Source organism: Gillisia xinjiangensis (assembly GCF_046298265.1).
GTDB classification, from domain to species: Bacteria; Bacteroidota; Bacteroidia; order Flavobacteriales; family Flavobacteriaceae; genus Gillisia; species Gillisia xinjiangensis.
In genome coordinates, this window is the sequence record NZ_JBKAHK010000010.1 from 135,123 (window position 1) to 152,227 (window position 17,105).

Genomic DNA, 17,105 nt, shown 5'->3' on the forward strand with positions numbered 1-17,105 from the left:
ATATCCTCTCCTTATTGGCTTTGGCCAATATTTTTTCTTATTAAAAACTGAATTAAATTATCATTTATGATTAATAAAATCATTGATTTCTCGATCAATAATAAATTCATTATTGGTTTACTAACAGTGGTGCTAATTGGAGCAGGAATTTGGAGCGTTTTTCAGGTTCCGGTGGATGCCCAGCCCGACATCACGAACAATCAGGTGCAAGTAATCACCCAGGCACCCAATTTAGGAACCGAAGACATTGAACAATTTGTTACCTACCCAGTAGAAATTGCTATGAGCAATCTTCCGGGGGTTAAGGAAATACGTTCTGTTTCAAGGTTTGGTCTTTCCGTTGTAACTATCGTTTTTAAAGATGATATGGGTACTTATCTCCCCCGCCAATTGGTAGGTGAAAAACTGAATGCAGTTAAGAACGAAATTCCGGAAGGTTTTGGACAGCCTTCTATGGGCCCTATTTCAACCGGACTTGGGGAAATCTATCAGTACACCCTCGAGGTGGAAGAGGAATTCAAGCATAAATATTCTCCCACCGAGCTGAGGACGATTCAGGACTGGATTGTAAGGAGACAAATGGCAATGGTGCCAGGCGTTGTTGAGGTGAACGGCGTTGGTGGTATGATCAAGCAATATGAAGTAGCTTTAGATCCCGATGAATTAAAAGCTATTGGGCTTTCCATATCAGATGTTTTTACCGCCCTTGAAAATAACAATCAGAATACTGGCGGGGCTTATATAGAAAAAAATCATCAGGCAAATTTTATTCGCGGGGAAGGACTTGCCAGAAGTATAGAGGATCTGGAAAAGATCGTAGTAACCACTTCCGGTGGTATTCCCATAACAATAGCTGATATTGCTGATGTCCGCATAGGCAGTGCCGTGAGATACGGAGCTCTTACAAAAAACGGGCAGGGGGAAGCCGTAGGCGGAATGATAATGATGCTGAAAGGTGCCAATTCTAATGAGGTAATAGATAATGTAAAGGAACGAATTCAGCAAATTCAAAAATCCCTTCCGGAAGGGGTTTCTGTAGCACCTTTTTTGGATAGAAGCGAACTCATTAGTGACACCACTTCTACAGTCACAAAAAACCTGCTGGAAGGTGGACTTATTGTAATATTTGTTCTAGTGCTGCTCCTTGGAAACTGGCGGGGAGGACTCATAGTTGCTTCAACTATTCCTCTCTCTCTTTTATTTGCTTTTATTCTGATGAACGTTTTTGACGTCTGGGCGAATTTGATGAGTCTGGGTGCTATAGATTTCGGGATCATTGTGGATGGAGCCGTGATCATTGTGGAAAGCACCGTCTTTACAATTCATCAACGTATGAAGAAAAGAGGGGAAATAAATAAGGCTGAAAGGGATTCCATTGCCACAACTTCATCTAAAAAGATGATGAATTCAGCTTTCTTCGGGCAACTAATCATCCTTATTGTATTTCTTCCGATTCTTGCCCTGGAAGGTGTGGAAGGGAAAATGTTCAAACCAATGGCGCTGACATTTATGTTTGCTATGCTGGGAGCGATGATTCTGTGCCTGACCTATGTTCCAATGATTTCAGCTCTTTTTCTAAAAGAGAAGAAAAACCGAAAGAGATCTTATGGGGACAAGTTTGTGGTTTGGCTGCAGGACAAATATGAACCTTTACTGAACAAATCTTTAAAAAGAGGAAAGATAATTCTGGGGCTTGCTATAGCTCTTTTTGCCCTGGCAATTTTAATGTTTACCAGAATGGGTGGGGAATTCATCCCTCAACTTGACGAGGGAGATATAGCTTTTCACATCATTTTAAAACCCGGGAGTTCCCTTGATGAAGGAATTGCCACCTCCACCAAAATTGAACAGCTTTTGCTGGATGAATACCCTGAAATTGAACAAGTAGTGACTCGTTTTGGGGTTTCTGATGTACCAACCGATCCTATGCCAATGGATATTGGAGATAGCTTCATTATTTTAAAAGATAAGGATGAATGGACCTCTGCAGCAACAAAAGATGAACTTATAACCAGGATTAAAGAGACCATAAGTATTATCCCGGGAGTGAGTTATGAATTTACGCAACCCGTGGAGATGAGATTTAATGAACTTCTAACCGGAGTGAGGGAAGATGTTGCCGTGAAATTATATGGTGATGATCTGGATATTTTGGCAAGTAAAGCTCAGGAAATGGGGAAAATTATTTCTACTGTAGAGGGTGTTGCAGATATGAAAGTGGAAGCAACAGCTGGACTGCCTCAAATCACCGTTAACTACAACCGGAACAAGACTGCTCAATACGGCCTTCAGATAAAGGAGCTCAATTCCCTTATTCAAACGGCTTTTGCAGGAGGAAGCGCAGGGGTTATTTTTGAAGGTGAAAAACGTTTTGATCTGGTGGTTCGCTTACAGGAGGAAGACAGGAGCAGCATCAAAAATATCCGGAATTTGTATGTTACGCTTCCTTCAGGAAATCAGATTCCATTAAAGGAAGTAGCTGAAATAAGTTATCAGTCCGGCCCGATGCAAATTAGTAGGGAAAACACCAATCGCCGGACGTATGTGGGAGTGAATATAAGGAATCGGGATGTTAAGTCGGTGGTTGAAGATATTCAGAATAAACTGGATTCCGAATTAAAACTCCCACCCGGATACTATATTAGATACGGAGGTGCTTTCGAGAATTTTGAAAGAGCCAGTAAAAAGTTGCAGGTAGTTGTTCCCATTGCCTTACTCCTCATTTTTATCCTGATTTTCTTTGCCTTGAAATCCTTCAAACAAACCACAATGATTTACATAGCTATTCCACTTGCCGCAATTGGGGGAGTATATTCTTTATGGCTAAGGGATATGCCGTTTAGTATATCTGCAGGAGTTGGGTTTATTGTATTATTTGGAGTAGCCGTTTTAAATGGGCTGGTATTAATAAGCAGTTTCAATGAATTAAAAGAGGAAGGTGTGAAGAATATAAATGAAAGAATCAGCCTTGGGGCCAGAAGAAGAGTACGGCCCATTTTATTGACAGCTCTTACCGATGTTCTCGGGTTCTTACCGATGGCTATTTCAAATTCTGCGGGCGCCGAGGTGCAACGGCCTTTGGCAACAGTGGTTATTGGCGGATTAATCACTTCTACCCTGCTAACCCTGTTCATTTTGCCTATTCTATATAAATGGGTGGAAACAAGATCGGGCAGGATGAAAAGTAAAACGTCACTGAGCGGAGGCTTTGCAATTGTCTTTCTCTTACTTATCCTTCCTGGTAGTTTAAAAGCTCAAACGAGCGAATTGACTCAACCGGTGACGCAGAAGCAAGCAGTGGAATTGGCATTGCAGAATTATCCACTTCTGAAAAACAAGCGGGCGCAAATTGATAAGGAACAGGCACTCAAAAAATCTGCCTGGGATCTTGGGCAAACCCAAATTTTTACAGGCGGAGAAGAGATTGGAGGTGCCAATGGAATTTACACCACCATCGGAGTTCAACAGCAGGGAATCGATATCTTCGGAATAATTCCGAAAAACAAGCTTTATAAGGAAAGGATCGCCCTGGCAGAAGAAGCTTATGACCTTTCACAACTTCAGGTGGTAAGGGAAGTAAAGGAAGCCTGGAGCCGTGCTTTTTCGGCTAAACAGCAGTACCGGCTTTTTCAGGAACTCGATTCCCTTTACGGAAAGTTCGACCAGGCGGTTACACTGCGTTATGAAGTAGAGGCAATTTCCAGGCTGGAAATGTTGACTGCAAAAAATGAAATAAGCCAGATTACACTTGAAAAGCAGGAAGCTGAAACCAATTATTTGACAGCTTTACAAAAACTTAATTTGTGGTTGGGAGAGGTTGAAGATTATGATGTACCGGAAGATTTTGAAGACGCATTAATAAATGAGGCTGTTTTAAGCCAGGATTTTGCCGAAAACCATCCTCTTTTTAAACTTTCTGAACAAGAGGTAGCGGTGGCAGAAGCAGCATATACGGCAAAAAAAGCCGATTTCCTTCCGGAACTCAATGTTCAGTATGGCCTTCAAAAAGTAAATGGAACTTCCGGTTTTTATAGTTACCAAGCGGGAATTTCTATTCCTATTTTCTCGGGAGCTGCTTACGGTGAAGCTAAAGCGGCACAAATAGAACAGGAAATAGCTGAAAGAGCTGCCGGATTTCAGAAAGATCAAATAATATCAGATTATGAAATTGCTCTCCGCAACTATAAGAGGTGGAAGGCTTCCTGGGAATTTTATCGGGATGAAGCTTCACCCTTACTTGAAGAGCAAAGAGAAGGTTCCTTGCTCGCTTTTAAGGAAGGAGCAATTGAGTACGTAGCCTTTATTCAAAACCTGGACAATGCTCTGGAGTCCGAGTTAAAAGCATTGCAGGCTTTTGAAAATTATCAAATTACCCTTGCGGAAATAGAATTTTACATAAATAACAAAAAATAAACAGATGAAACATCCATGAGAATAAAATTTCTCACACAGGGAAATGTTTATATGGATGTTATATATGACCTCTAAAACAATAAAATAAACATATGAAATTTTCAATATATATACTCGCAATTTTTCTCGTCCTTTCCTGTAAGGAAGATAGTAAAAAGGAGGTAAAAGAGTCAGTCACAATTCAGCAGAAAGAAGCATCGCCTGTTAAGGAAGCTATGCTCTCACAGCAGCAATTTGATGCCCTGGATATGAAAATTGACACCCTATCATCAAGACTGATGAGTGGATATGTTCAGGCAAATGGCGAACTCGAAGTTCCGCCACAGAGTGAGGCTATCGTCACCCCTGTAATTGGCGGGAACGTCACATCAATTCGTGTGATTGAAGGAAATGAAGTAAAGCGTGGGGATGTTCTAGCATACATTGAACACCCGGAAATAATTCAGGTTCAAACGAAGTATATGAATGCCGTAAATAGTTTAAATTTTCAGGAAAAAGAGTTTAACAGGCAGAAAAAGCTTTACGAAGCCGGAGTGGGCTCGGGAGAGACTTTTCAACGGGCCGAGGCAGAGTTACAGAGTTTTAAGGGACAGGTTGTGGGGCTTAAAGCTCAACTACAACAATTAAACATCAATCCGGAATTAGTTCAAAAGGGCGATATTCAGAAGAGGGTTCCTATACTCAGTCCTATCGACGGAGCTGTCCAGGCAGTTAATATAAAAATAGGGCAATTTGTTCAGGCGCAAACGGAAATGTTTCATATTATCAATACCGAACATGTTCACGTCGATTTGATGGTATTTGAGAAAGATGTGGCTAAAGTAAAAAAAGGCCAAAAAGTGTTTTTCAGAATAGAATCATTACCCGATATTGAACTGGAGGCAGAAATAATTTCTGTAAGTAAGAATTTTGAAGAGGATCCAAAAGCGGTTCACGTTCATGCAGAAATTATTAACAGACCTGGTAACCTGGTTCCCGGGATGTACGTAAGCGGTAGAATTGCGGTAGATAATCAACGTTCAACGGCCCTTCCCGAATCTGCAATTGTAAGAGATGGCGAAAAATTCTACGCTTTTACTGCGGAAGAGGAAGGAGATGCCTGGAGTTTTAAGCCGGTAGAAATTATAACCGGAACCGAGCAGGGAAATTGGGTCGAAATCAAGCTTTTGAAGGATTTACCAAAGGAAACGAGGATTGCGTTTAACAATGCTTATTACCTTATGGCAGAAATGCAAAAAGGGGAAGGCGGGCATAGCCATTAAAATATGAATAATGCGGAGAACATAGGAAAAGAAAAGCAAGTTCTACACGCAATGCCCCTTCTGGTGATCAATATTGGCTTTAAATAAAGTGGCAGTTACTTGACTGATTAAGAAAAAGTTGTAAAACAGAACAAAATACAAAAAATAATGGATGCCATTACCGAACGATATAATCTATAATCAAATGGACCTTTTAGAGAAAATATTGCAGAAGAATAAAGTAAAACCAACAGCCATGCGTTTGTTGGTTTTACAATTCCTTTTGAATAAGAAAGTTGCAGTTAGTTTAACAAATATTGAAGACTATTTCGACAATTCTGAAAGAACAACACTTTACCGTACCTTAAAAACCTTTGTGGAAAGCGGTATTGCCCATCAAATTGACGATGGAACGGGTGTTACAAAATATGCTTTGTGCGAAGAAAACTGTAATTGTGAAATTGATACCGACTTGCACTTGCATTTTCATTGCAATAATTGCGATGAAACGGTCTGTTTCACCCAACACAAAATTCCTCACATTAACCTGCCCCAAGGTTATTTAGCTGAAGATGTGAACCTGGTTGTTAAAGGGATTTGTGACAAATGTAACAAGTAGTAGATTTCCAGTTTTAGTCAAATCTATCAAAATAAAATTTTACCTTTTGATAAGAAAAGTGCAGATACGATTTGTTAAGATATTAATAGCATTTTCACAAAGTTCATGACTATCGTAATTACGATAATAAATCATCCTAAAGTGGAAAAAAAATTTATTATGCAAAAAATCCAAATTAAAATTCCGGTTCTACTTCCTCAGGTTACAAGTGAGAAAGACACCTGTGTAAAAAGACTTATCAATGAACTGGAGGCTAAAGATGGCCTTGAAAAGGTTCACATTTCAGATAAAGAAGAAGACGGTGTTCCTCAACTCTGCTTCCACTATGATCCTGATAAAATTTCCATTGACCGGATTCAAACCATAGCGGAACGAGTCGGAGCAGAAATAACCAAAAAGTACGGGCATCTGCTTATAAAGGTTACCGGAATCAGACATACGCGCCAAGCCCGTCTGATAGAAAAAAAGCTATTAGATATTAAAGGCATACTGGAAGCCTCGGTAACTGCCGCAGGATTGGTTCGTTTGGAGTTTGATAAGAATGAAACCAATTTTGACCTTATCACCGAAAAACTGGAAAAAGAAAATATCGAAATTGTAGAAAGGTCAACCGGTGAGGATGGTTTAATCAAAGCAAAACAAAAGACTAAACCAGATCTAAAGAAAAAAGTAAGTAAAGAGCAAACTTCCGGAAAGGTTCATAAGGCTTCAGAAGGTGAAAGCCATGCTGCCGGAGAAAAGCAAGCTCATGAGCACGGGGGAGTTTTCGGGAAGGACACCGAACTTATTTTTGCTATAATTTGTGGTGTACTGCTTGGTATTGGATTTGGCCTGTCCTTTCTGGAATCTGTCCCAGATTGGATCAGCCTTTCCCTGAATATAGGCGCGTATTTTTTTGGTGGTTATTTTACTGCCAAAGAAGCCATCGAAACGGTTGCCAAAGGCGGTTTTGAAATCGACTTCTTAATGCTGGTTGCCGCAATTGGGGCTGCAATTTTGGGTGCATGGGCAGAAGGAGCTTTGCTGTTATTCCTGTTTAGCCTGGGGCATGCGCTGGAACATTATGCGATGAACAAAGCCCGAAAATCTATAGCCGCCTTGTCAGATCTTGCGCCTAAAACTGCTTTATTAAAAAAAGACGGACAAACCGAAGAAGTGGGAATTGAGAAACTGAATATTGGAGATGTCATTGTAGTTAGGCCCAACAGTAAAATTTCTGCCGATGGAGTCGTGGTTCACGGAACAAGCAGTGTAAATCAAGCACCCATTACGGGGGAAAGTGTTCCTGTAGATAAGGTGCCGGTAGAAGATCCCAGCAAAGACTATTCAAAAGTAGATGATATAAAGGCGGAGAATCGTGTGTTCTCGGGAACCATTAACGGAAACAATACCCTTGAAATAAAAGTTATTAAGGAAGCCAGTGATTCTACGTTGTCCAGGTTGGTAAAATTGGTCAACGAGGCACAAACGCAAAAATCCCCAACGCAATTACTTACAGATAAATTTGAAAAGTATTTTGTTCCCGCTGTACTTCTCCTCGTAGTAATCCTGCTTTTTGCTTTTTTGGTCATAAATGAACCATTCAGTGCCAGTTTTTATAGGGCTATGGCCGTACTTGTTGCTGCAAGTCCCTGTGCCTTGGCTATTTCTACGCCCAGTGCGGTATTGAGCGGAGTAGCAAGGGCAGCCAAGGGAGGTGTACTTATTAAAGGAGGCCGCCCCCTGGAAGATTTAGGAGTGATTACCGCATTGGCTTTTGACAAAACCGGAACGCTAACAGAAGGGAAACCCAAACTTACCCAGGTTATTCCTTTGGGAAATATTAAAGAAGAGGAACTGCTTAAACTCGCAGTTGCGGTTGAAAGCCTTAGCGACCATCCATTGGCAAAAGCTGTGGTGCGCGATGGGAAAGAACGTCTGCAAGGAAATACCATCCCGGAAGCATCTAATTTAGAAGCTGTTTTAGGCAAAGGAATTAAAGCCTCATTAGGAAATGATAATATCTATATTGGGAACCTGGAATTATTTGAAGAACTTAATGATGATAAGCCTTCCGAAGAAATCATTGAAAAAGTACGATATGTTGAAGGTGAAGGTAATACTACTATGCTACTTCGAAAAAATAAGGAATACATAGGGATCATTGCCCTGATGGATACCCCACGGGAAGCCGCTAAAGAAACCCTTTTAGAATTAAAGAAATTAGGAATTAAGCGAATGATTATGCTCACCGGAGATAATCAGAAGGTTGCTGATGCTGTGGCTAAGGAAATTGGCCTAACCGATGCCTGGGGGAGCCTGCTGCCCGAAGAAAAGGTGGAGGCCATTAAGAAATTAAAACAACAGGAATCTAAAGTGGCCATGGTAGGTGATGGCGTGAACGATGCCCCTGCTATGGCCCATAGTACCGTAGGAATAGCGATGGGAGCCGCAGGTAGCGATGTTGCCTTAGAAACAGCCGATATCGCCCTTATGGCCGATAGGTTGGAAACACTGCCCTTTGCAATAGGCTTGAGCAGAAAAGCCAAGTCAATAATTAAGCAGAACCTTTGGGTAAGCCTGGGAATCGTTGCTTTGCTGATCCCTGCCACTATTTTCGGTTTTGCCAATATTGGAGTAGCTGTAGTTATTCACGAAGGTTCAACACTTCTGGTTGTATTTAATGCTTTGAGACTTTTAGCTTATAAAAAATGAAAAAAAGCACCTTTATAATCAGTCAAATGGATTGCCCTTCAGAGGAGCAGATGATCCGGATGAAATTGGAATCTTACGATCAGATAAAATATCTTGATTTTGATATCCCAAACAGAAAACTTGAGATATATCATTCAGGTGCAATCGATGAAATCCATTCCTCCATTTCAGAATTGAAATTCAGTGAAAAACTACTAAGAACAGAAGAGGCTGAAATGCCAGTTGTAGAAGATCAATCGAAACAAAAAAGTATTCTTTGGTGGGTATTGGGTATTAATTTTGGTTTCTTCCTTATTGAAATGATCACAGGCTGGATATCCTCTTCTATGGGCCTTATTGCAGATTCACTGGATATGTTGGCAGATTCCATCGTATATGCTCTTAGCCTGTTTGCCGTTGGAGGTGCTATTTCCAGGAAAAAGAAAGTTGCAAAATTCAGCGGGTATTTTCAAATGGCTTTAGCTAGTCTGGGATTTATAGAAGTCTTTCGCAGGTTCCTTACAAGTAGTCAAACCCCTTTGTTTCAATGGATGATTATTGTTTCTGTTTTTGCCTTAGCAGGTAACCTCATCTCCTTATGGCTCATAAACAAGGCCAAAAGCAAGGAGGTCCACATGCAGGCCAGCGCCATATTTACCTCTAATGATATAATAGTGAACGGTGGGGTGATCCTGGCGGGAGCCCTGGTCTATTTCTTTGATAGCAAATGGCCGGATTTGTTGATTGGGGCAATTGTATTCACTTTTGTAATGCGGGGAGCCATTAAAATATTAAAACTTTCAAAATAGAAACCGTTTTGATTGGTTTAAACAAATATCACACGTTAATAATAGCAATAGCGGTTGGCCTGGGCTTACTTCTGGGACAAATTGCAGCTATTAAAAGTTTTGCAGAATACCTTATCGTCCCGTTCCTTATGGTGATGCTTTTCGGTTTATTTTTGAATATTCCCTTAAAGAACCTGCTTTCCAGCTTTTCCAACCATAAATTCATATCGGCAAATCTGGTGATCAATTTCGTATGGACCCCAATATTAGCATATTTATTAGGCTTACTCCTTTTGCAGGATCACCTTAGTTTATGGATAGGCTTTGTAATGTTGATGGTAACTCCCTGCACAGACTGGTACCTGATTTTTACCGGAATTGCCGAAGGAAACACTTCCCTGGCGGCAGCGGTTTTACCGGTAAATTTAATCTTACAATTGATCCTTCTTCCCGTTTATTTACTGTTGTTTTTCGGAAAATCGGGATCTGTGGACACCCCAATTTTATGGGAAAGTATTCTTCTCGTGCTTCTGGTTCCATTTCTAATTGCACAACTTATAAAAAACTGGAGTTTTAAACGAAGAAAAACAGCATTGATGGAGAAGAAGATCCTTCCCTTTTTTGAAACTGCACAAATCATTTTTTTGGCTTTGGCCATCACAGCTATGTTTGCATTCCAGGGAGAATATTTAACTAATAACCTTAGCGTACTTTATATTCTCCTGATCCCAATCCTAATGTTTTTTCTTATAAATTTCCTGGTAAGCCGATTTGGAAGTTTTGTTTTAAAATTTAATTATGAAGATTCGGTAAGTCTGAGTTTGACCACTCTTGCCCGAAACTCCCCTATTGCACTTACCATTGCATTGACTGCTTTCCCAAAAGATCCATTAATTGCCCTCGCGCTGGTGATAGGACCTTTGCTGGAGTTACCGATATTGGCATTGGTTTCTCAGGTATTACTGAGAATAAGAAAAACGTCCATATAAAAAATTCAAGACTCATCCAGGGATGAACAATCAACGCAAGACCTGCAGGTTGATAATCCGGACAATCACTGCTTATATCCAGTATCTGGCCGAGATCAAAAAGAAAAAACTAAAAAAACGCGATTTCGATACGACTATGCATAGGCCCGGTATACCTAAAAAATCAGTGGAGAATTTAAGGGGGAGAATAAAAAAAGGTTCTGAAAAGTGGAGTGAACTTTTTAGCAAGGGTTTTCTAAATAAAGAAAAATCGGAAGAGCTTCTAATTTTGAAAAAAGAGCAGAATAAATAGCTGAAAATAAAATTATTTCGAGGGAAGATTTTTGACTTCGTAACACTTTAAGTAATGTGATTTTTATTATTACCCAGAAAATTCCAAATTTTAAGGGAAACAAAGTTTATTCTGTTATTTTAGCATACTTAAATTAAAAATCAACTATTATGAAAAAACTTATTGAAGACATCCAAACTACTTTTGAATCTTTCCAAAAAGATGCTGCAACTCAATTAGATGGCAATAAAAGCGCCGGAACCAGAGCAAGAAAATCATCTTTGGAGCTGGAAAAGCTATTGAAAGAATTCCGTAAAGTTTCTGTTGCAGAGTCAAAAAAGTAAAAGCAACCTCCTTTTTAGGAGGTTTTTTTTAGTTAAAAGAATTAGATCAACCCCCAACTAGTTAGCTTCTCTGCCCTACACTAACACACATTACGCTGATTCCTTTTTAGTTTTTCTTTCTATATATAGGTTTGCTTATCTGTTCTAACATTTCTCCTTAACAAACTGCTATAAGTGATTAAAAAAAGGCAAATGTTGTACCAGCTCCAATAAAAAAAGGCCTCACATTTCTGTGAAGCCCTGATTTTACTAGTAGCGGGTAGAATTGAAATATCTAACCAGTTTATACAGGATTTAAAGGCTGTTTCGGATTTAAATTTAATCTGCAGGACCACAACATGAATGTGATTCCTGGATGGGTGGACACGGAATTGAGCCGTAACTACAAAACACACAGCAATCGCCCTTTAAAGGTTTGAGAGTGACACCACAATTTGAACATTCATGAAAAAATTGACACGCATCTGTAGGCATGATTTCTTCCTTAGAAACCTTGCAATGAGGACAAGTAAGAATAGATTTTAAGATAGTTTTCATATTTAATTATTATAGCATTAATGAGATATCCGAACCCATTGTTGGATATGCATAAATCATTTTTTTAAGTCTTTAACTGGTATCGATTTAAACATAGCAAGAGAGAAAAAATTTATGGTTTCTTCAACGTCTGGACCAATAAGATGAACACCCAAAAGAGTTCCTTTGTCAGTATCGATTATGGTCTTGTAAGCATATTCCTGGACATTAAGTCGTTTTGCATTGAACCATTCTGGCACCGCATTGGAATTTACTTTAATGGTCAATCCTTTCTTTATCGCTTCTTCCTCGGTTAACCCAACGGAAGCCATAGCTGGTAAAGTAAATACCACTGACGTAATGGGTGGATAATGTGGTGTCTTCTTATTTTCTTTGATAATGTTGGAAACAACTAGATGACCTTCATAAACTGCTTCTGGTGTCAGGGTTAGTCCTGAAGTGTCGGCAGAATCACCAGCAGCATAAATAAACGGATTTGAAACGCTTTGTAGATATTCGTTTACCTCAACTCCCCTTTTGTTTGAGCTAATAGATGTAGCAGACAAATCCAGGTCATTTATATGTGGTACTCTTCCTGCACTGTTGAAAACCGCTTCAGCAGTATACTCTGTTTCGGAACCATGCTTATCACCGACAACGGTGTAACCGTTTGTTTCCTTTTTAATTCCTATGACGTTCGTTTCAAGCACTAATTTTATTCCAAGTTTTTATGTTGCTTCAGATAAATAGTGAACTATATCCTTATCAAAATTTTCTAAAGGTCGAGGTCCCCGATGTATAATGGTAACTTCTGCTCCACATCGCATAGCTATATGTGCAAACTCAAAGGCAATATACCCACCACCAATAAAGATTAAGGTCTTTGGTAGTTCCTGAAGATTTAAAAAATCCGTACTTGTCAAAGATGCTCGCCACCTTCAAATCTTAATTGACGGGGCCTTGCTCCAGTGGCAACAACAATTTTATCTCCCTTCAAGATTTCCGATTCGTTTTTTTTAATCGAATCATTCGTAATGAAGCAGGCAGCACCATGATAGGTGTCGATATCGTTTTGTTTGTATCCCTTTTCAATTTTTTTAGGCATTGCATTTACAAATTCCTGCTTGAAGGCCATGATGTCCTTCCAATCTACTTCCCCCGAAGAGCACAAGTTCCACCGTAAGGAAACTCATCTGTTACAGCGACTTTTAAACCTTTGGATGCACACTTGTTCGCAACAGTCATACCTGACATACCTGAACCAATTACTATAACATCATATTGTTTCATTGTTCTGGATTATTTGTGACCTTATATCCTGTGCGTTCAATAGCTGTTTTCACTTCTTCGACATTAGTAAGTGTACTATCAAATTTGACAATAGTATTGCCTTCTTCGTAAGACACCTGGCAGGAGACAATACCATTCAGCTTGTTAACTTCGCTCTTTATGTGACCCTCGCAACCGCATGTCATACCACTAACTAAGTATTCCACCGTTTGAATATTTTGCTCCTGGACGAAGACTACTTTTTTTTCGTTGGAAGGATAAAAAGCTTCTGCATAATATGGAAATGACAAACTTAGTATCACAAAAACAGTTACTCCACCAAGAAATGTCCTGGATTGGAAGAATGGAGATCGGGATTCCGTATCGCAGCCACAATCTTCGCTCTTGGTGGGCCTTATTTTTATATACCAGGCAAACCCTAATGCCAGTATCGAAACCACCATCAGAGACCACCTAAAAGGTTCTAACCAGCTAAAAATACCTGTTAAACTTCCTGTTCCTGCTATCAGAGCAAGTATTGGAGTTACGCAACAAAGGGAGCTAGCGACACCAGTTAAGATGCCCACTCCGAGCAATCCATTTTTTGTTTTCATATAGCTTCAGTTTGATGGTTCAGTAAATTAAAAAAGGGGGTAAGAAGTTCTCGATGGTCATTCCGCAGTGAATAAAAGATGGTCTGACCTTCCTTTTCCGATTTCACAAAATCTCTATCCTTCAACTTTCGCAAGTGTTGGGAAACCGCTGGTATGGTCATATTCAGGATATCGCTTAAATCGCAAACACATAACCTTTCTTCTGTCTGAAGGATATAAAGAATCTTTAGTCTTACGCTATTACTCACCAATGAGAGCTTATCGGTTAAAGCACCTACTGCCTCTTGAGCTTCTGATATTTGTTCTTTACACCGCCTGATTTGATTCAAATCGGCCTCTTTCCGTATGCAGCTATTCTCTTCCATCTCACAAATGTATATGAAATAAACTATTTAAGCAATAACTTAAATACATAAAAATCTTAAAGAAGGTAGGAAGACTCGAACTGGAGATGATATTTCAAATCACTAAAAATAAAAGAGACTGCCTTTTCAGACAGCCTCTTAACGTTCTACTTAATTTGATTCCGATAGTTAAAACTAATTTATCTATTGAAATTTTTACTTTGTTAGTTTTCTATCTCCAAGTCAGTAGCTAACTCTAAGCCTTCTTCAACAATGTCAAAAATATCGGTATTGTGGTCTTCACTTATAACTATTATACCATCCATATTTTTAGTAGCACTTTCCATGTCCTCATCAGTAACCTTAGCAAACCAAAGAGACGGGTCAAAAGTGATTTCAGCAATGGCGGATTGATTTTCGGTAAAAACTATTGTTCCTTCCCTTTCCACTTCAAACTCATCTCCTGAACCAAATTCGAAACGAACGGGATGTTCTACTCCATCAGGGGAGGTATAAATGCCGTTAAGTACTATTGAAGGTTCATTGGTGTCATCAAATAGCTCTACTTCTATCTCCACTTCCTGGTAAGTTCCTGCAGGAATTGTTATTGCCCTTATATCTGGCGTGGGTATTCCTGTTGCAAAATCTATTACTACAACTCCCTCCATCTCAAATTCTAACGAAAGAGAATCATTCTCTGTTTCAGCTTCGTACTCCAGTTCTGATATCATAATAAATCCATCATTGAACTTGAAACTACCTGAAGCCGCTTGTTTGGAAGATGATGCATTTAATTGGGCTTGGGTATCAAATTGAGATGTAACAGTATTAAATTGTATTGAAAGTAATGTGTCCTTTGTAGTCGCAGAATCATCTGAACTACAAGCCGAAACACCAATTACAAGAGTAATTGCAAGCATTTTTAAAAATAATTTTTTCATTTTTATTTGTTTTAGATTTAGAGGACACAAATATCCCGCCAGAACTCCCGTTAAGGAGTAAGTGCGGGAACTATATTGTATTATTTATAACGAACTAAAATAAAAATTGTTGTAGTCAGACATCTAATTGAATACTAAAGAATGTTTTAAGGTAATTAGCAAATTCGGAACCTCAGTTTTAAAAAAACATTAATTAATAATAGTTTTTTCGGGAAATATTCGGGAAAGAAAAAAGCCATTTAGTTGGTTAACAGCTAAATGACTTCTAATTTAGTAGCGGGAAAAATTGAAATATCGAACCAATTTATTGAGAATTTGATGGCTGTGGCAAACCTTCAAAAGGAGTAAACTTTTCGGTACTGATAGGGTAATTAATATTATTTTATTGATTAAAATCGTTTTAAAATTCCCCGATACTGTTAGAAAGTAAGGTACCATAGTCACTTTAACTGCTGTAAATCTCCAGTACTGTATGAACTGGTTTTGTGACGGGGTCATATAGGTTCTTATCGGAAAAGTATTCAGCTCGAAAATACCTTATGCTTCACACCCGATGTCGTTGTATGACTTTTTAAACAAGTAACAGCCGATGTTAACATAAAAATAATGTATCAGCGATGAATTTTTACAATGTTCTAAATAAATTAGTTGTGAATTAAAAAAAAAATGAAATATAAAAATTTAAAAATTCTCTTTGTTTTCACATTAATTGCATTTTCGAGCTGTAATAAAGAAGAGTCGGAACAAATTGACAACTTAGAGCAAGTTGGCGTTCTAGGACAGTGGAAACTTGAAACACGAGTAGTAAATGGAATTTCAAGCTTAACAGTTGAATGTTGTGATTACATTGAATTTAAAACGAATACTGAGCCTAGTGACCTTAGGGGAGAATTCAGGGCTTTTGGAGCTGGATATGAAACCAACGGTGTATTTGAATTAAACACGTCAAACAACACTATTCAATTTGATTATGACGCTACTCAAAAATTATATGGATTTCAAATTATAGATGACATTATCACCTTTACCTACTCGGATAATAATCAAAACATTATTGAAAATTGGAGAAAAGATGAAGACCCATCAAGTACTTCATCATCTAACATAAGAAACTAAACTATGAAAAAGTTTACAATTTTATTTATAAGCTTATTTTTCGTGAATATCTTATGGGCTCAAGAGCAGAAAGCCATTAAAATAACTAACCAAAATACTCAAAAAGAAGTCGTTCTTAAAGAAAACAAGAGAATAACTATTAAAACAGTTGACGATAAAAAGATTTCTGGACGATTTAAAATAGAGAACAATTCCATTATAATAAAAAATGAAAAACTCGAAATAACTGATATTGCATATTTGAAACGCAATCCCCTTTTGACTTCTGTTCTCACAACTGGTTTACTTGTTTACGGAGGTGCTGTCACTCTAGGATTTGGCGTATTACTGGACTCGACGGCCTTTCTTTTGGCTATACCTGCTGCTGGAATGATTTATGCTTGAATAAAATCACCAAATTTCCATAAAACGTACAAGACAGGAAACAACTTGGTTTTTGAGATAATAACATTATCTGAATAAAACCTGTGCTACCAGTGTATATAAGTTCTTAATTCAAAAAATTGTCCTATCCCTAGGATACAGCGCATAGTAGTCGTACGAAAGCAGAATTGAACCTGCGTTATAAAACCACCTTTCAAAAAACCAGATAAATAGAATAAAAAAAACCACCTAATTGTGGTGGTTTCTTCCTAGTAGCGGGAACAGGATTTAATAACCCGAAATTTCACCATTTCACCCTCGCTTAACCCCTTGTTTTTCATTGCTTACAAAATGTTAATGAACATACGTTTGGCCCAAATTTGACCCGGACCAATCTGCATTGATCCTTTACAAAAATTTTAAAATCAGGTTCTTATAAATTTCAAACGTCTCGTATAAAAACTGTGCGAGCTGGGGAGCGTAATTGTCCGCAGGACAATCCGCTAAGCAAGCGAGCATCTACTTTCGATTCGAGACTGAATTAAGCATTGTTTTTAGCATCAATGAAAAAGCAGTAATCGAGTATCTTTAATATTCACGATAA

Annotated in this window: 16 protein-coding genes and 1 pseudogene; 9 read left to right on the plus strand and 8 right to left on the minus strand. The window is 38.7% G+C overall.

All coding sequences use genetic code 11. The features are described from left to right. Positions 1–66: 66 nt before the first annotated feature. The 7 genes from ACKGJN_RS15500 to ACKGJN_RS15530 all read left to right on the plus strand — a co-directional run bounded on the left by ACKGJN_RS15500 (position 67) and on the right by ACKGJN_RS15530 (position 11,338). Positions 67–4,413 carry a CusA/CzcA family heavy metal efflux RND transporter gene (locus tag ACKGJN_RS15500; protein WP_409540465.1) on the plus strand — a complete coding sequence of 1,449 codons (4,347 nt, stop codon included), beginning with the start codon at positions 67–69 and terminating at the stop codon, positions 4,411–4,413. A gap of 92 nt (positions 4,414–4,505) precedes the next feature. Then, on the plus strand, positions 4,506–5,675 hold the full coding sequence (locus ACKGJN_RS15505; RefSeq protein ID WP_409540466.1) for an efflux RND transporter periplasmic adaptor subunit: 1,170 nt from the start codon (positions 4,506–4,508) through the stop codon (positions 5,673–5,675). A 184-nt stretch (positions 5,676–5,859) separates the two neighbouring features. Further along, positions 5,860–6,273, plus strand: a complete 414-nt coding sequence (locus ACKGJN_RS15510; RefSeq protein ID WP_409540484.1) for a Fur family transcriptional regulator — start codon at positions 5,860–5,862, stop codon at positions 6,271–6,273. 159 nt (positions 6,274–6,432) lie between these two features. Next, on the plus strand, positions 6,433–8,967 hold the full coding sequence (locus ACKGJN_RS15515) for a heavy metal translocating P-type ATPase (protein ID WP_409540467.1): 2,535 nt from the start codon (positions 6,433–6,435) through the stop codon (positions 8,965–8,967). Further along, complete coding sequence (locus tag ACKGJN_RS15520) at positions 8,964–9,755, plus strand: cation transporter (RefSeq protein WP_409540468.1); 792 nt, start codon at positions 8,964–8,966, stop codon at positions 9,753–9,755. The genes ACKGJN_RS15515 and ACKGJN_RS15520 overlap by 4 nt, the downstream gene beginning before the upstream one ends. Before the next feature lie 8 nt (positions 9,756–9,763). Next, a complete protein-coding gene (locus ACKGJN_RS15525) occupies positions 9,764–10,723 on the plus strand; it encodes an arsenic resistance protein (RefSeq protein WP_409540469.1) in 960 nt (319 codons plus the stop codon). 441 nt (positions 10,724–11,164) lie between these two features. Further along, entirely contained in the window at positions 11,165–11,338 is a 174-nt protein-coding gene (locus ACKGJN_RS15530) for a histone H1 (RefSeq protein ID WP_409540470.1), read from the plus strand. A gap of 318 nt (positions 11,339–11,656) precedes the next feature. On the opposite strand, the gene ACKGJN_RS15535 is transcribed toward ACKGJN_RS15530, so the two are convergent. The 8 genes and pseudogenes from ACKGJN_RS15535 to ACKGJN_RS15570 form a co-directional block, all read right to left on the minus strand. After that, a complete protein-coding gene (locus ACKGJN_RS15535; protein WP_409540471.1) occupies positions 11,657–11,875 on the minus strand; it encodes a GDCCVxC domain-containing (seleno)protein in 219 nt (72 codons plus the stop codon). Between the two features lie 56 nt (positions 11,876–11,931). Further along, positions 11,932–12,186, minus strand: coding sequence for a hypothetical protein (locus ACKGJN_RS15540; RefSeq protein WP_409540485.1), 255 nt, complete (start codon positions 12,184–12,186; stop codon positions 11,932–11,934). 147 nt (positions 12,187–12,333) lie between these two features. Beyond that, positions 12,334–12,777, minus strand: a pseudogene (locus ACKGJN_RS15545) (FAD-dependent oxidoreductase); the annotation flags it as partial. Next, on the minus strand, positions 12,774–12,989 hold the full coding sequence (locus tag ACKGJN_RS15550; RefSeq protein WP_409540472.1) for a hypothetical protein: 216 nt from the start codon (positions 12,987–12,989) through the stop codon (positions 12,774–12,776). The gene ACKGJN_RS15550 and the pseudogene ACKGJN_RS15545, both read right to left, overlap by 4 nt. A gap of 14 nt (positions 12,990–13,003) precedes the next feature. Beyond that, positions 13,004–13,144, minus strand: a complete 141-nt coding sequence (locus ACKGJN_RS15555; RefSeq protein ID WP_409540473.1) for an FAD-binding protein — start codon at positions 13,142–13,144, stop codon at positions 13,004–13,006. Next, positions 13,141–13,737, minus strand: coding sequence for a mercuric transport protein MerTP (merTP, locus tag ACKGJN_RS15560; RefSeq protein ID WP_409540474.1), 597 nt, complete (start codon positions 13,735–13,737; stop codon positions 13,141–13,143). Before merTP ends, ACKGJN_RS15555 begins: the two co-directional genes overlap by 4 nt. Next, complete coding sequence (locus ACKGJN_RS15565) at positions 13,734–14,102, minus strand: ArsR/SmtB family transcription factor (protein WP_409540475.1); 369 nt, start codon at positions 14,100–14,102, stop codon at positions 13,734–13,736. The genes merTP and ACKGJN_RS15565 overlap by 4 nt, the downstream gene beginning before the upstream one ends. A 203-nt stretch (positions 14,103–14,305) precedes the next feature. Further along, positions 14,306–15,022, minus strand: a complete 717-nt coding sequence (locus tag ACKGJN_RS15570) for a hypothetical protein (protein ID WP_409540476.1) — start codon at positions 15,020–15,022, stop codon at positions 14,306–14,308. A gap of 666 nt (positions 15,023–15,688) precedes the next feature. Between ACKGJN_RS15570 and ACKGJN_RS15575 the strand changes: the two genes are divergently transcribed. Together ACKGJN_RS15575 and ACKGJN_RS15580 are read left to right on the plus strand one after the other, a co-directional pair. Next, positions 15,689–16,138, plus strand: a complete 450-nt coding sequence (locus tag ACKGJN_RS15575) for a hypothetical protein (protein WP_409540477.1) — start codon at positions 15,689–15,691, stop codon at positions 16,136–16,138. A gap of 3 nt (positions 16,139–16,141) precedes the next feature. Then, positions 16,142–16,522, plus strand: coding sequence for a hypothetical protein (locus tag ACKGJN_RS15580; protein WP_409540478.1), 381 nt, complete (start codon positions 16,142–16,144; stop codon positions 16,520–16,522). Positions 16,523–17,105: the final 583 nt, after the last annotated feature.

Excerpts from the sequence above, each read along its gene's own strand:
- ACKGJN_RS15515 (WP_409540467.1), top strand. The coding sequence starts at position 6,433 with ATGCAAAAAATCCAAATTAAAATTCCGGTTCTACTTCCTCAGGTTACA.
- ACKGJN_RS15505 (WP_409540466.1), top strand. The coding sequence starts at position 4,506 with ATGAAATTTTCAATATATATACTCGCAATTTTTCTCGTCCTTTCCTGT.
- merTP (WP_409540474.1), bottom strand. The coding sequence starts at position 13,737 with ATGAAAACAAAAAATGGATTGCTCGGAGTGGGCATCTTAACTGGTGTC.
- ACKGJN_RS15555 (WP_409540473.1), bottom strand. The coding sequence starts at position 13,144 with ATGAAACAATATGATGTTATAGTAATTGGTTCAGGTATGTCAGGTATG.
- ACKGJN_RS15520 (WP_409540468.1), top strand. The coding sequence starts at position 8,964 with ATGAAAAAAAGCACCTTTATAATCAGTCAAATGGATTGCCCTTCAGAG.
- ACKGJN_RS15530 (WP_409540470.1), top strand. The coding sequence starts at position 11,165 with ATGAAAAAACTTATTGAAGACATCCAAACTACTTTTGAATCTTTCCAA.
- ACKGJN_RS15510 (WP_409540484.1), top strand. The coding sequence starts at position 5,860 with ATGGACCTTTTAGAGAAAATATTGCAGAAGAATAAAGTAAAACCAACA.
- ACKGJN_RS15575 (WP_409540477.1), top strand. The coding sequence starts at position 15,689 with ATGAAATATAAAAATTTAAAAATTCTCTTTGTTTTCACATTAATTGCA.
- ACKGJN_RS15565 (WP_409540475.1), bottom strand. The coding sequence starts at position 14,102 with ATGGAAGAGAATAGCTGCATACGGAAAGAGGCCGATTTGAATCAAATC.
- ACKGJN_RS15540 (WP_409540485.1), bottom strand. The coding sequence starts at position 12,186 with ATGGCTTCCGTTGGGTTAACCGAGGAAGAAGCGATAAAGAAAGGATTG.
- ACKGJN_RS15570 (WP_409540476.1), bottom strand. The coding sequence starts at position 15,022 with ATGAAAAAATTATTTTTAAAAATGCTTGCAATTACTCTTGTAATTGGT.
- ACKGJN_RS15500 (WP_409540465.1), top strand. The coding sequence starts at position 67 with ATGATTAATAAAATCATTGATTTCTCGATCAATAATAAATTCATTATT.
- ACKGJN_RS15580 (WP_409540478.1), top strand. The coding sequence starts at position 16,142 with ATGAAAAAGTTTACAATTTTATTTATAAGCTTATTTTTCGTGAATATC.
- ACKGJN_RS15550 (WP_409540472.1), bottom strand. The coding sequence starts at position 12,989 with ATGGCCTTCAAGCAGGAATTTGTAAATGCAATGCCTAAAAAAATTGAA.
- ACKGJN_RS15535 (WP_409540471.1), bottom strand. The coding sequence starts at position 11,875 with ATGAAAACTATCTTAAAATCTATTCTTACTTGTCCTCATTGCAAGGTT.